The sequence below is a fragment of the Paraburkholderia phosphatilytica genome (genome assembly GCF_003443895.1).
Classification (GTDB): domain Bacteria; phylum Pseudomonadota; class Gammaproteobacteria; order Burkholderiales; family Burkholderiaceae; genus Paraburkholderia; species Paraburkholderia phosphatilytica.
Map to the genome: position 1 here is coordinate 159,044 of NZ_QQOA01000006.1, position 14,372 is coordinate 173,415.

At 64.2% G+C, this 14,372-nt stretch carries 12 protein-coding genes; 6 read left to right on the forward strand and 6 right to left on the reverse strand.

All coding sequences use genetic code 11. The features are described 5' to 3' along the window. Positions 1-24: 24 nt before the first annotated feature. On the reverse strand, positions 25-1,314 hold the full coding sequence (locus DVS29_RS08790) for an aspartate carbamoyltransferase (RefSeq protein ID WP_118180053.1): 1,290 nt from the start codon (positions 1,312-1,314) through the stop codon (positions 25-27). A gap of 131 nt (positions 1,315-1,445) precedes the next feature. Here DVS29_RS08790 and DVS29_RS37260 point away from each other — a divergent pair, with 131 nt between their 5' ends. Beyond that, positions 1,446-1,595, forward strand: a complete 150-nt coding sequence (locus DVS29_RS37260; protein ID WP_164707872.1) for a hypothetical protein — start codon at positions 1,446-1,448, stop codon at positions 1,593-1,595. A 132-nt stretch (positions 1,596-1,727) separates the two neighbouring features. Next, complete coding sequence (gene dapA, locus DVS29_RS08795; protein ID WP_118180054.1) at positions 1,728-2,660, forward strand: 4-hydroxy-tetrahydrodipicolinate synthase; 933 nt, start codon at positions 1,728-1,730, stop codon at positions 2,658-2,660. A gap of 21 nt (positions 2,661-2,681) precedes the next feature. Here dapA and DVS29_RS08800 read toward each other — a convergent pair whose 3' ends face one another. Next, a complete protein-coding gene (locus DVS29_RS08800; protein ID WP_164707873.1) occupies positions 2,682-4,376 on the reverse strand; it encodes an ABC transporter substrate-binding protein in 1,695 nt (564 codons plus the stop codon). Between the two features lie 135 nt (positions 4,377-4,511). On the opposite strand from DVS29_RS08800, the gene DVS29_RS08805 reads away from it, so the two are divergent. Then, positions 4,512-5,051 carry a hypothetical protein gene (locus DVS29_RS08805; RefSeq protein WP_124800618.1) on the forward strand — a complete coding sequence of 180 codons (540 nt, stop codon included), beginning with the start codon at positions 4,512-4,514 and terminating at the stop codon, positions 5,049-5,051. Positions 5,052-5,084: 33 nt separating this feature from the next. Here DVS29_RS08805 and DVS29_RS08810 read toward each other — a convergent pair whose 3' ends face one another. Beyond that, positions 5,085-6,389, reverse strand: a complete 1,305-nt coding sequence (locus tag DVS29_RS08810) for an Nramp family divalent metal transporter (protein ID WP_118180057.1) — start codon at positions 6,387-6,389, stop codon at positions 5,085-5,087. A gap of 232 nt (positions 6,390-6,621) precedes the next feature. Here DVS29_RS08810 and DVS29_RS08815 point away from each other — a divergent pair, with 232 nt between their 5' ends. Together DVS29_RS08815 and DVS29_RS08820 are read left to right on the forward strand one after the other, a co-directional pair. Continuing rightward, entirely contained in the window at positions 6,622-7,632 is a 1,011-nt protein-coding gene (locus tag DVS29_RS08815) for a YVTN family beta-propeller repeat protein (RefSeq protein WP_118180058.1), read from the forward strand. Positions 7,633-7,650: 18 nt separating this feature from the next. Further along, entirely contained in the window at positions 7,651-8,658 is a 1,008-nt protein-coding gene (locus tag DVS29_RS08820) for a sterol desaturase family protein (protein WP_118180059.1), read from the forward strand. Between the two features lie 142 nt (positions 8,659-8,800). Here the strand turns inward: DVS29_RS08820 and DVS29_RS08825 are convergent, their stop codons facing one another. From DVS29_RS08825 to DVS29_RS08835, 3 genes are all read right to left on the reverse strand, one after another. Beyond that, positions 8,801-10,444, reverse strand: a complete 1,644-nt coding sequence (locus DVS29_RS08825) for a DUF2235 domain-containing protein (RefSeq protein WP_118180060.1) — start codon at positions 10,442-10,444, stop codon at positions 8,801-8,803. A gap of 124 nt (positions 10,445-10,568) precedes the next feature. After that, a complete protein-coding gene (locus DVS29_RS08830) occupies positions 10,569-11,741 on the reverse strand; it encodes a hypothetical protein (protein WP_118180061.1) in 1,173 nt (390 codons plus the stop codon). 326 nt (positions 11,742-12,067) lie between these two features. Beyond that, positions 12,068-13,105: a LacI family DNA-binding transcriptional regulator gene (locus DVS29_RS08835; RefSeq protein ID WP_118180062.1), complete on the reverse strand. Its 1,038-nt coding sequence runs from the start codon at positions 13,103-13,105 to the stop codon at positions 12,068-12,070. 174 nt (positions 13,106-13,279) lie between these two features. Here DVS29_RS08835 and DVS29_RS08840 point away from each other — a divergent pair, with 174 nt between their 5' ends. Next, entirely contained in the window at positions 13,280-14,317 is a 1,038-nt protein-coding gene (locus DVS29_RS08840) for a sugar ABC transporter substrate-binding protein (protein WP_164707882.1), read from the forward strand. Positions 14,318-14,372: the final 55 nt, after the last annotated feature.

Here is a 14,372-nt window from a genome sequence, read left to right on the forward strand (position 1 = left end):
CAACGAGGCACGCTACTGCCGCACTCAGTCGATGCCGTGAAAGACCGCGTCGTCCGGGCCGAGGTAGGTCGGCGGATGCCACGCCGCGTCGCGCATCGAATGCTGCACGAGCTTCTCGACGCCGAGCAGCACCGCGAAGATCGCCATCCGCACCGGAATGCCGTTGTCGGTCTGGCGGAAGATCGCGAGCCGCGAGTCGTGATTCAGGTCGGTGCTGAGGTCGTTCGCGCCGGGGCGGCTGTCGCGCGGCAGCGGGTGCATGATCAGCGTGTCGCGGCCGCAGACCGAATCGACCAGCGCCTGGTTGATCTGGAAGTCGGGCGTGTAGCCTTCGAACGACTCGTCGGCGAAGCGCTCCTTCTGGATCCGCGTCGCGTACACGACGTCGGCGCCGGTCAGGCCTGCCGCGAGATCGTGCGTCTGCTCGATCACGTTGCCGTTGCGCGCGATCTGCTCGACGATATACGCGGGCATTTCGAGCGAAGGCGGCGACACGAGCGTGAACTTGATGCCGCGATACAGCGCGAGCAGCTTCACGAGCGAGTGCACCGTGCGCCCGTACTTCAGGTCGCCGACGAGCGCGATATGCGCGCCGTCGACGATCTTGCCGAGCCGCGAGAACTCGCGCTGGATCGTGTACAGGTCGAGCAGCGCCTGGCTCGGGTGTTCGCCCGGACCGTCGCCGCCGTTGATCACCGGGATGTTGGTCGCGCGCGCGAATTCGGCCACCGATCCTTGCTCCGGATGGCGGATCACCATCGCGTCCACATAGCCGGCCATCACGCGGCTCGTGTCGTAGATCGACTCGCCCTTCGCCATTGACGAAAACGTGAAGCCCGTCGTGTCGCACACCGAACCGCCGAGACGGCAGAACGCCGCGCCGAAGCTCACGCGGGTACGCGTGCTGGCTTCGAAGAACAGGTTGCCGAGCACCGCGCCTTCGAGCACGCGCGAGATTTTCCGGCGCCGCGCGATCGGCTGCATGATGTCGGCGACACGGAACAGCGCCTCCACCGCATCGCGCGAGAACTGGTCCACCGACAGCAGCTGCGGCTTGCCTTCGAACAGCATCTGGCTCGCGAGTGGCTGCGAGTCTACGCTCTGCGTATATTTTTCGCCGGGTTCGGCATTCACGATTTCCGACACGAAGCGTTCGACGATCTCCGGCATGGCGCGCGATTCCTGCGAGTCGTCGGGCAGCAGCCACGTATCAAGCGCGCGGCGCGACACGCCGATTCGGCTGGCGAACGTTTCACGGGTCATGTTGAGGCGACGCATCGCGTCGCGGAGGAAAGCTTGTTGCGGAACGCTCATGCGGTCACCTCTGAAGGGCGGGGTTGATGTACGCGGTGCGTATATTAGTCGCCCGGTGGCGCAAGTCAAGCCCTTTCGCGGCGGCGCGGCGCCTGAAGCCATTTCAAGCCGCTTCTTGCCCGAATTTCGAGATGCCGGTTACACTGCCGGCCATGACTTCGGCCCGTTTTCCCGCACATCGCAGCCCGGCCTTCGGCGCTGCCGCTCTCACCGTCACCACGACGGTGAATGGCGCGTGCGCGTTCGCCGACGTCAAAAAAGCCAAACAGCCGCTCATCTGACCGGAGCCAGCTGTTCCGTCAGATGGGCGACGGAACAGTCAAACGGGCTCGGCCGCACGTCTTTCCCGCTTTCGACCCTCGTGTCCTCGCACCGCTGAACGGTTTCGATACGGTCGCGTTCGAGGTCTTGTCATGTCGATAGCATCTGGAATCTGGATTCCCCTTGTCACACCGTTCGCCGCTGACGGCGCGGTCGATCACGCCGCGCTGCGCGCGCTGGTGCGCCGCTACGCCGACGCCGGCGTGGCGGGCATCGTCGCGCTCGGCACCACCGGCGAGCCCGCCGCGCTGGATGCGGCCGAAGCCGACGCGGTGCTCGCCACCATTCTTGCCGCCGCGCACGAAGGGGACGTGCCGCTGCCGGTGGTCGTCGGGGTGAGCGGCAACCGCAGCGCGAGCCTGCATGCGCGGATCGCGCAACTGAACGCGTTGCCGGTGGCGGGCGTGCTGATTTCGGCGCCGTACTACATCCGTCCGTCGCAGGCGGCGCTCGTCGAGCATTTCACGTCGCTCGCGGATCATAGCCAGAAGCCCATCCTGATCTACGACATTCCGGCGCGCACGGGCGTGCGGATCGAACTGGAGACGCTGCTGACGCTCGCCGCGCATCCGCGCATCGTCGGCGTGAAGGACTGCGCGGGCTCGCTCGCGACGACGCTCGCGCTGATTCTCGACGGCCGCCTGCAGGTGTTCGCCGGCGACGACCTCGACGCGTTCGCGACGCTGTGTCTGGGCGGCGCGGGCGCGATTGCCGCGACGGCGCACGTCGCGCCGGAACGTTTCGTCGAGCTCGATCGTGCGGTGCGGACAGGGCGGCTTGCCGACGCGCGCGCGAATTTCCATCGGCTCGTGCCGCTGATCCACGCGACGTTCGCGGAGCCGAACCCCGCGCCGGTGAAGGCCGCGCTGGCCGCGCAAGGATGGCTGCGCGACGAGCTGCGCGCGCCGATGCTGCCGGCGACGTCCGCGCTGCGGGAGCGGTTGGTGCGGCTGGTTGCGGAGCTCGCGGGGCCGGATGTTTCGCACGCGCTGGAACCGGCGGCGACGGGTCTCGCGGCGGCGTGACCCGACGGCCATCGCGCGGCGCTATGCGTCGCGCAGCCACAGATCGGCAAACGGTACGAGACCGAACGCCGTGCTGGCCGCGCCGGACACACGGGCATCGACCTGTACGTGCCGGACGTCGTGAGCGACCGGAATGGCCCAGCCTTCCTGCACGATCAGGCGACCGATGGCAGCGTAGGCCGCCATCCGGTCAGCCGGGTCCTGCATGCGGCGGATGGCCTGCAGCCGCGCGTCCAGCACGCGATTGCGCTCCGCCGACATCCAGCGGCGAAACTGCGTGTCGCCGGCAAACCATTCGTAGCATCCGAGATCTTCGTCGTCTTCCAGTGCCTCGTTGCACAACGCCACGTCCGCCACGTCGGTCCATTTTCGCTGGACGAACTCTTCGAACGGCAGTGCGACGATTTTCACCTCGATCTGCGCCGCGTTCAGCCGCATCCGGATTTTTTCCGCGAGCCGTAAGTGACTGTCGGATCGCGCCGTCAACAGCGTGAGCACGGTTTGCTTCGGAATCCGTATTGAGTGACGACGCCCACCATCGCGGTGCTTCCATGCCGGCAGCATGCCCGCTGCGGGACGCCAGTCGGCGTCATCGTCGTCGAGCAGGTCGGGCGCGGTGAGCCAGTCCGCCAGCCCCATTCGTTGAGCGACGGTTCGGAACCATGGACGCGTGGTATTGCACATGAGATAGGCGCAGCCCGAGAGCATCCGGACCATGCTGTTCGTCGCGCCTGGACTCGCCGCGCCATTGCCGAAATGCAGGTCGAAGTCCGCGGATGCGCCGGCCTGCGATATCACCCAGAGGTCGATTTCGTCGAGCAGCGCGCGCTCGCGATAGTAGTCTTCGAAGGCCGACAGCGTGAGACGGTACTCGCTCCGTCGGGACAATCTGAACGGACCGGTACCGACGGGCAGCAGTCCGAAGTCCGCGCTCCGCTGGCGAGGAGCGATCGACGCGTTGGCCGATGCAAGGAAGTGCGGCCACAGATAGTCCGTGTGCTGAAGACGGCAGGTCACTCTGCGTTGACTGCCGGTTTCGACCGAGACGAGATGCCGGTAGAGCGCCTGGTAGTGTCCCGGGGTGTCGCGCAATCGCAGCAGCGTGTGCCGCACGTCCTCGGGATCGAGATCGCTTCCGTCGTGAAAGCGCACACCGGGCCGCAGCCAGAAGTGCCAGACCTTTCCTTCGTCGTCCGATTCCCAGTAGTGCGCGAGAGCGGGGACGAGACGCTGCGTGCGCCGGTCGAACTCGGTCAACCTGGAAAAGATCTGGCCGATCAGATGCCCTTCGATAGCGGCCATAACGCCACATGGATCGAGCGTACCCACGCTTCGGGGCAGCGGTATGCGAAGACGGGCGCCCGAGTCGCCGGCGGCGCGCGCGTGAAGATAGTCCGGCAGGCGGGCGGCGAGCTGCTTGCGCTGTTCGCCGTCGAGACTGGCAAACGCCTCTTCGAGTTCGCCCTTTTCGAGCAGTCCCGACACGCGATCGAGCAACAGTTGCTGCGACGACGCAAGCAGTTGCAGGCGGGAGAAACGCCCTCTGCCCCGGGCCGCTTCCCAGCGTAGCCAACCGAGCTGCTCCATCTTTCGCAGCAGGAGCCGCGCATTGCGTTCGCTGCAGCTCAGCGCATTCGCCAGCGCGGGGAGCCCCGGCTGCTCGCCGCGTTCCGCGAGAAAGCTGGACAGTTTCTGGAACTGGTCGATGAGGCGCATAAAGAGGAAAAATGCTCGCGACGATTGTCCATTTTTGTCATCCCCTTTCTTCGGCATGATGTCCACGTGCCCGGCCGTTCGACGAAATCGAGCCGTCGGCAACTGGAGCAGCGCTTCGCCGACCTGGAGATGATCATGAATCAGCAGCACGTCGAGAGCAGTGCAAACATAGTGCTGGCGCGAGCATGCTATGGCGCGAGCCCGGTGTGCGAATGTGAGGCTGCCCTCCGAAGCATGGGAGCATGGCTCGATGAAGGTCTGCGCGCGGTGCGCGAGCGGCCGGTCGTCTGGCTCGCGATCATCCTGTTCAGTGCCGATCTGGCGACCGTCCTCGAACACTTCACGCCGCTGGGGATTCTTGCGACGGTACTCGTGCCGGCCGTGACCGGTGCGATGGTGCTGCGATGGGAGCGAGGCCACGCGATGCGGCGAACCCTGTCGAGAACGCGTCTTCGTCCCGCGTTGCACACGTGGCCCGTTGCCGTCTGCTATGCGGTGTGGACGATTGCCGGCCTGTCGGTCGTCGCGGTCGCGCCGGTGCTGGTGCGTGGTCTGCTGGTGACACCTCTGATGAGCGCGTTCGTGCTGCTGTCGATGCACGGAAGTGCTCGAGACCGCCGCGCAAGATTGTTCCGGACGAGGTCGGGTCCGTCCGTGGTGCGGTCGGGCTGGTAGCGATCGGGAGATCGCGTCGCGGCCGTTTCATGGTCACCCCGCCGGCACACCCGGCACGCTGACGCCGAACGTCTGCAGCAGCAACAGCACGTTGAGCGCGGTCACGGCGAGCGCCGCGGCGATCGATATTACGATCGTCCCCGCGCCGTTACGGAACGCGCCCATCACGTCGCGCCGGCAGGTGAACCAGACGAGCGTGAACATCGGCACCGGCAGCGCGAAGCTGAGCACCGCCTGGCTGATGATCAGCGCGTGCGTCGCGTCGACGCCCAGCGCGACCACGACGAAGCTCGGCGCCATCGTGATCGCGCGGCGCAGCCACAGCGGCGTGCGGAAGCCGACGAAGCCCTGCATGATCAGCTGGCCCGCCATCGTGCCGACGACGGAGCTCGACACGCCCGACGCAATCAGCGACAGCAGAAAGATCCATGCGGCAGCAGAGCCCAGCAACGGCACGAGCGTGTGATACGCGGACTCGATCTGCGCGACTTCCGGGTGGCCGCTGTGGAAGGCGCCGGACGCCATCATGATCATCGCCATGTTGACGAGCCCCGCGATCGTCAGCGCGATCAGTACCTCGATGTTCGAGTAGCGCAGCAGGCGCGCGCGTTCGGGCTCGCTGCGCGGCGGCGCGCGCCGCTGCGTGAGCCCGGAGTGCAGGAAAAGCGCGTGCGGCATCACCGTCGCGCCGATGATACCGACCGCGACCGTCAGCGCCTCCGCATCGGGCAGCGCGGGCGTGACGAGATGCCGCGCCGCGTCCATCCACTGCACCGGTGTGATGAAAAGTTCGACCAGATACGACAGCCCGATGATGCCGACGAGCCCGCCGATCGCGAGTTCGAGCGGACGCACGCCGCGCCGTTCGAGCAGCAGCAGCGCGTAGGTGACGATGGCGGTGACCACCATGCCCGCGAGCAGCGGCAGATGCATCAGCAACGCGAGACCGATCGCGCCGCCGAGGAATTCGGCGAGGTCGGTCGCCATCGCGGCGATTTCGCTGACGAGCCACATCGCGAGCACGAGCGGCTTCGGCAGATGCATGCGGCACAGTTCGGCGAGATTGTGGCCGGTGACGATGCCGAGCTTCGCGGACAGCGCCTGGAACAGCATCGCGATCACATTCGCGAGCAGCACGACCCACAGCAGCGCGTAGCCGTAGCGCGCGCCGGCCTGGATGTTGGTCGCGAAGTTGCCCGGGTCCATGTACGCGACCGACACGACCACCGCCGGCCCCGCGAACGGCAGCAGCATCGCGGCGCCGCGGCGCCGGCCGTCGAGCGCATCGCGGATCGCCCGGGTTTCCGGCGAAGTGCGGTCTCGCACGCGATCGTCCATGTTTAATTCCGGGTGGCCGCCGGACGTGACATCGGTTGCATCTTATGACCCCGCTTTTTGCAGCCCTTCAATTCGCCACAGCGCGCGAAATTTGTCGGGTAATTGAAAAATAGGCGGAAAAACTCGGGCTGTCGGGCATTTTTTCTTGCGGAAAGCGCGTCGCGCGTCATCGCAAGGCACGGTTCGCGCGTTAACATGGCGGCTGCCGTACCCCTCATCCCATTTCCGCACTATGCCCGTTTCCCCCTTTTCCCTGATTAGCCTGCGACGGATCGCGGCGGCTGCGCTTGGTTGCGCGTGTCTCGCCGGCGGCGTCGCCCATGCCACCGAAGTCATCGTGCTCGATTCCGGCGAAGCCCGGCTCACGCTGATCGACGAGGCCACGCACAAGGTGCTGTCCACCCAGCCCACCGGCAAGGAACCGCACCACCTGATGATTACCCCGGACGGCCATTCGCTGATCGTCGCGGATTCGGTGTCCAACAACCTGATGTTCGTCGATCCGCAGAATGGCCGCGTGCAGCGCACGGTCGAGGACATCGAAGATCCGTATCAGCTCGGCTTTTCGCCCGACCGCAAATGGTTCGTGACGGCGGGGCTGCGCCTCGACCGCGTGGACGTGTATCACTACGACGGTCAGAACGTATCGTTAGCAAAGCGCATTCCGCTCGGAAAAACGCCGAGCCACATGACGTTTTCGTCGGATAGTCGTACGGTATACGTGACGCTGCAGGACACGGGCGAAGTCGCGGCGATCGATCTGGCCACGCAAACCGTGCGCTGGAAGATGAAGGTCGGCAACACGCCGGCCGGCCTGTGGATGACGCCGGGCGACAAGTACCTGCTGGTCGGCATGACGGGCGAAGACGACGTCGCCGTGGTGGACCCGCGCACGCAGCAGGTCGTGAAGCGGATCCAGACCGGCCGCGGCGCGCACAATTTCCGCAATCTCGACGACGGCAGCCACATCGCCGTGTCGAACCGGGTGTCGAGCACGATCAGCATTCTCGACTACAACACGCTGACGAAAGTCGCCGACATTACCGGGCTGATGCCGGGGCCGGACGACATGGAACTCTCGAAGGACAAGCGCTATCTATGGGTGACGTTCCGTTTCGCGCGGCACGTCGGCGTGATCGATCTGGCTTCGCACAAGCTGATCGACACGATCGAGGTGGGCCGCTCGCCGCACGGCATCTATTTTGCCGACGCGGCGCCGGTGTACGCGCCCAATCCGGACTGATCAACGCGAGGAACTTGCATGATTCATGAGGTGATCGCGCAGCTCGACAACGGTGTCTCGTGGCTGCAGACCCTGCTCTATATCGACGTGGTGCAGCCGCTGTTCTACAAGTTCGGCTGGATGGGCTACGACGAAGACACCTATGACGCGCTTTACTGGGTCGTCATCGGCGGCTTGCAGGTCGTCCTGATGTACGTGCTGCTGCGTCCGCTCGAAGCGCTGCGCCCGCTCGAAACGTGGCAGAACCGGCGCGTGCTGCGCGCGGATGTGATCTACACGTGGATCGGCAAGCTCGGCGTGATCAACCTCGTATTCTTCATGCTGCTGCAGCCGCTGTTCTTCCAGCTGCAGAGCCTGATGACGATCCACAACATCCCGAACATCGACATCGACAGCGTGTGGCCGGGCGTGACCGACCAGCCGCTCGTGTCGTTCACGATCTATCTGATCCTGCTCGATTTCGCGGGTTACTGGTATCACCGCTGGCAGCACCGCTTCGGAGTGTGGTGGGAATTGCACGCGGTGCATCACAGCCAGCAGCAGATGTCGCTGTGGTGCGACGATCGCAACCACTTCGTCGACGACATCATCCAGGCTGCGTTCTTTGCCGCGATTTCGCTTTTCATCGGCGTGCAGCCGTCGCAGTTCGTCGTGCTCGTCGCCGTCGGCAACTTCCTGCAGAGCGTGCAGCACGTGAATGCGAACCTGCCGTTCGGCTGGGTGCTGGAGCGGATTCTCGTGAGCCCGCAGTTCCATCGCCGTCACCATGCGATCGGCTACGGTCATGAAGGCACGCGGTACGGTTGCAACTTCGGCGTGCTGTTCCCGTGGTGGGACATGATGTTCGGCACCGCGTCGTGGAACCGCGAGGTCGAACCCACCGGCATCCGCGACCAGCTCGCCGCGCCGCAGGGCACGGCGCGCAGCTACGGCGAAGGCGTACTCGCGCAGCAGTGGACCGCGTTCGAACGCATCGTCGAACGGCTGCGCGGGCGCCGCGTGTATACGAGCGATATCGTCGGCTGACGCAGCAGGGATTTGTCGCCGCTACGGGTGAGTTTTGGGCAGGTGCGATGAAATAACGGAGGTCGTGTGATGTAGTTCACATGGCCTCCGTTTTTGCTACGCGCGCTTTGTTCGATGTGGAGCGCCGTGTCGTCGAATCCGGCTACTCGATTCCGCTGCCTCCTGGGGTGACGGGCGAGGCCAGAGTCGGCGGCGGCGCGGGTTCGCTCACTGGAGTGTTCGGCGGGTTCTGCGCGGACTTGCTGGCAACGATGCGCACAAGTACGCTGCCCCGGTTCTTCCAGTACGTTCCTGGTATAGCGTTCGCGAAGCAATACAGGTATCCGGAATCTTCCGCTTTGAAGACACGCGTGTTGCCGATCCGGATCAGATACGGTGCGGGCGGCACGCCTCCCACGGTTGGCTCGCCCTCCACCATGATCGCCCCGCACAACTCGAACCAGTTGGCGTCTTTGTCACGTTTGGCCCACGACATCAACGAGCCGAACCAGCTGGGCGGCCAGCCGTCCGCGCCAGAGGGCAGATGCCAGTCAAGCCAGCCCTGGTTGGGCAACACCTGAAAACTGTAGGTGTTGTCCTTTTCGATGTAGACGCCAGTCCAGTTCCACAGAGGGCGCGCGAATACTCGTACCACGATACCGCCGCTGTCGAACGGTGAAGCGTTGGGTCGATAGGGTGCCTGTGCGATTGGAGGATTCAGTTGACGGGCCAGCGCGATGTTCGATATCTGTTGCTCGTTGCGACCGACACCAGGGGCAATTTTCGGAACCGATCGGGGACGATAGCCGATCTCGCGAAACAGCCCTGTCAGCGAGTTGTGTGCTACGCAGTGCATGCATGCGCCGAAGTTCTTCGTTGCGGAATCGACCTGAGCCAGCATGTCAGGTTCGAATACCGCGCCACACGTTGTGGCCTCGTCGATCATCCATTTGAGCGTGAAATCCGAAAGCTGCGTTTCGCGGTAGCCTCCGCCCACGTCTGCGTGAACACCCGGAAACCATACTTGCGAAACGCGCCCAGGTTCGGGCGGTTCCTTGAATTCCCACAACGTCGGAAAGAAGTTGTTGCGCTCTTCGTCAATCGCGAGTGCCTGAACGGCGCGCTGGACTTCCGGCGCGAGTCCGAGATCGTGAAAGCGATAGCGGCCGGCAAGAATCCGTAGCGGATCGAAGCTCTCCGGAATACCGAGCGCTCCGACCGTGTCCCAGACGCCCAGGAAACGGATCGCGGGGCATTTACCATGCTCCTCGCGAAACTGTTGTTGACGATCGAGGTTAGCCTGTCGAGTGGGATCGAGCCGATAGAGCTGCCACGCTTCCTTGACAAGTCCCCATTCTTTCTCGACCCGCTGATTCTCCTGTTTGGACCGCTGTTTAGCACTTTTGGCAGTGTGTCCCGCATCTTCGGCAGTTTGCGATGCGTCGGCTTTCGCGAGGCCGCAGTGATGCAGCATACCGACGAGGCTGCGTGCGGTGAATGCCCCTCGCGAAAAGCCGACGATGAAAATCTCGTCGCCGTCGCTGTAGTGATCCGAGAGCCACTTGTAGGCGCTGCGGATGTCCCGTGCGAGCCCGAGCCCGAACGCGCCATCGATCATTCGCGGAATGCGCCCCACGTTAGCCCCGACGCCGACGTGATAGTAGGCCATCTGCTCGCACGTTCCGATGTTGCCGATTCTCACGGAGTTATAGAAGCGCACGACGTTCGTCGGAACGGGGACGCCCTGAAATTCATCGCTATCTGAATTCCACGTACCATCGCAACAGACGAACAGGCGTTGCTTCATGGCGTCACCTCGTAGAAGGCATCAGGAATGGCATCAGTCCACAAATGAAAACGGGCTGCAGCGCCATCCATCGTTGGTTTCGGGACGCGTAAGGAAGGCGAACGCGCACGCAGGCGGCAACACGTCAATGCGCGGCGGAAGCGCCCGTGGCCGTTGCGGCCTTGTGCAAGGACGTACTCGCGATTTGTACGGTGCTCAGCAGGATCGCGTTGCAGTCCTTCACGATGTCATCATTCGGTTTTTGCGTACGGCTCGGGTCGCTCGCCCATGCAAGTTCGTAGGTGCACAGAACGATGAGCGGGGCATATGCGGACTGCTGCAGATAGTTCTGCTGCAACTTGATCACGGCATCGGCGATCGCCGCCTTGTCGGAACTGGCGCTGCCAGTCTTTGGCTCGCTTGCGGCGGAAGCGGGCGTCGCTGTGGCCGCCTGGGCGTGGTTGTTGTTATGTGCTTGCCCGTTGCCCGTATGCGAGGGTTGCGCACCGGCATTCGCCGGTGCGGCTGCAGTTCCCGCTCCAGGCTGCGCCGGCGTAGCGGCGAGCATTTCTGCCGCAGTGCGAACGAACCCGGGCCGGCCCGCTCGAAGCGAGGTCTGCTGATTGCCGCCTTGCGCGCCGGTTTTCGACTTGTCGGTGTTTTGCGTGCCACCAGTTGCGTCGCCCTTGTTCGCATCGGACGCGGGTGCTGGAACGGATGCGTTCGACGTCGCTGATGCCGCGGTTTGCGTATCGGCCATGCCGGTGAGTCCTTCGATCGCAAGCAGCGTGACCATGGTGTCGCCGTAGCGGCTCAACACGAGCGCATATTCTTCGCGCGAGATCGCACCGTTTGCGAAAGCCTCGCATAACCGATATACCCCGTCCCGAAGGAGTTGGGTCGTGGCGAGACGTCGACCGATCTCCGCGATTGCTGCATTCTGGCTCGCGGTTACCGAAGGCGTCAGCGACGCGGAGGCGCCCGATCCGCCTAGCGCCTTGAGGCCGGAGGCGGTCGCATTCACGCTGGCGGTGATCGCATCGGACAGCGCCTTGGCGATGTCCGGACTGGGTTCGGCGCACACGGTATAGAGCGGATCGGCGTCGGGCAGGTCGCGATCGACTGCCGTGCCTGCCGATGCGCCCGATGCACCTTGCAGCATCGATTTGGGGCGGGCGAGTACGAACCGCAGGTCTGCGGTTGCCGCGACGTACGGTGTGTCTGCAAGCGCGCCGGATTTAAGCTGCGTGCTCGAGTTCCAGCTGCTGCAGGCCGTCAGCCCGAGCAATGCCGCACTGGCATAGATCCACGTTTTCATTCTTGTACACTCCGGTTGGCTTTCTTCGACCGGACGGAGCCGCGCTACGACTCACGCCCGGAATGCGATATCGCATCGAGCCCTTCGGTATTCTGGGTAGGAACTGTCAGCGGCAGGATTCTTCGGAAAACTGACGGTCCTAGCGGCTGAGAGTAGATGACGCGGTGCGCCTCTCCAGTTGCAAATGCGGTTTTATGTTCGCTGGCGCACACAGGCATGTCGGCTGGACGATGCCGTGCCTGTACGGATTCAGTGCGGCGATTCGGGATCGCCAGGTGATCGGCCGGATTCGACTGGACTCGCCGCGACCGTTCGGCGATGCGTTGCTACCGCTGACCCGCCGGCGGCAGGTTCTCCTGCAGGTAGATCGATAGCGGTGTCTGCAGCGGCAGCCCCGACGCGGTGCCGCGATGATAGTGGCCGAGGATCGCCTCCACCGCGCGAACGGCCTCGACGAACGGGCTCTGGTCGAGCACCGCGTCCATCACGCCTTCCACCAGCAGCGTGCGGCTGATGTCGGTCAGTTCGTGGCCGATCAGAATCGTCGAATGCTCGTGTCCCAGCGCCCGCAATGCGCGCGCAATGCCGTCGTCGCCGACCGAGATGTTGTAGATGCCGCGTAGCGCCGCGTAACGCCGGAATGCATCGCGCACGAGGCGCTCGGTCGAGTCCTTGTCTTCGTGGCTCTCCACGGTGTTCACTACTTCGCACGCTGGAAAGCGTCGCCGCAACACTGAGCGGAATGCGCCGTCGCGTTCTTCGTGACCGAGATAGGTGCGCAGCCCGGCGATCACCATCACCTGTCCGCCTTCGTTGCCGAGAAACTTGCCCATCAGCTCACCCGCAATACGACCGGCGCAGCGGTTGTCGATGCCGACGTAAGCGAGCCGGCCCGTACCCGGCAGATCGCTGGCAAGCGTGACGACCGGCATTTTTTGCGCGACCTTCGAAACCGCGTCGACGATCATCGGATGCTCGTACGCGACGATGATCATCCCGTCGGCGCGCTGCGACGCGCGGTTGATGACCGTCGCGAGCGACTGCGGCTCGAGGTCGTCGAAAAACGTCAGATGGCACGTGACCCGGTAACTCTCGAAGGTTTTCTGCGCGAGCTCGAAGCCTTGCCGTAGCGCAGCGTAGTAGGGCGAAGTGGGCCGCTGGGTCAGGATGACGATGCGCAGCCAGCGCACGGAGACGTCGTCCAGCCGGCGATCGAGCTTGAGCTTGCGCGCCCATTCCAGCACCCGGGCTTCCTTTTCGCGCGCCACGCCGCCGCGCCCGTTCAGCACGCGCTCTACGGTCGAATAGCTGACGCCCGCGGCCGTCGCCACGTCTTCCATGGTGGGCTTTCGTCTGACGTTCATGCGTGGATCCTGATGAGGAAAAATCCTCAAAATACCGTTTGAGCGACGTGATTCGATCAACTAGATTCTAGCCATCGGGCCACGCGGAGAGAACCACTTCCCTGAACGGCTTTGCCGCCCGGCGGCGCGCGACTCGAATCCGGACAACTACATCAGGAGACATTCATCATGGGCATGACATCGTTTCGGATCACTAAGTGCATTGCGGGCGTATTGACCGCATTCGCGCTCGTGTCCGGGTTTTCGACAGGCGCGGCGATGGCCGAAGAACGCTTCGTGATGGTGAGTCACGGCTCCGATTCGAACGTCTGGTGGAACACCGTCAAGAACGGCATGCGCGACGCCAGCGAAGACTTCAACGTTCCCGTGGACTACCGCAATCCGCCCACGGGCGATACCGGCGACATGGTCCGCATTCTCGAACAGGCGGCAGCGCGCAATTACACCGGCGTGATCACGACGGTGCCGAACTTCGAGATGATCCAGAAGGGCCTGGCGGGTATCAAGGCGAAGCATATTCCGATCGTCACGATCAACGGTGGCCCGGACATGGGCATGAAGCTGGGCGCGATCCTGCACGTCGGGCAGCCCGAGTACGACGCCGGCAAGGCCGCGGGCCAGCGGGCGAAGGCGGCCGGCATCCACAGCTTTCTGTGCGTGAATCACGGCGCCGACATCCAGGCGCTGTGGGACCGCTGCCGCGGCTTCGCCGACGCACTCGGCGTCGACTACAAGCAGGCGACGATCGATACCGGCGAAGACCCGACGGTGATCCGCAGCAAGGTGGCGGCTTATCTGCGAACCCATCCCGCGACGCAGGCGATTCTCGCGCTCGGTCCGGACCAGGCGACCGGGGTATTGCGCGGCGTCAGCGACGCGGGGCTGAATGGCAAGGTTTATGTCGCGACCTTCGACCTGTCGCCGGACATCCTGAAGGCGATCCAGGCGGGCCAGATCCAGTTCGCGATCGATCAGCAGCCGTATCTGCAGGGCTATCTGTCGGTAGCTGCGCTAGCGATCGCCACCCGCGACAAGACGACCGATCCCGCGCATATCGTCGCGGCGCTCCGGCAGGACAAAAAGGTCGAGGCACGGCTCAAGAAATACGACCTGAAGCCAGTCTACACCGGGTCGACGGTCAGTTCGGGGCCGAGCTTCGTGACCCGGGACAACATCGCGCCGGTCCAGAAGTACGCCGGCTCGTATCGATAGCACGCTGCTCCGCCGGCTCCGGCGGAGCGATCACGCATCAGGCGACGGAGTGGAC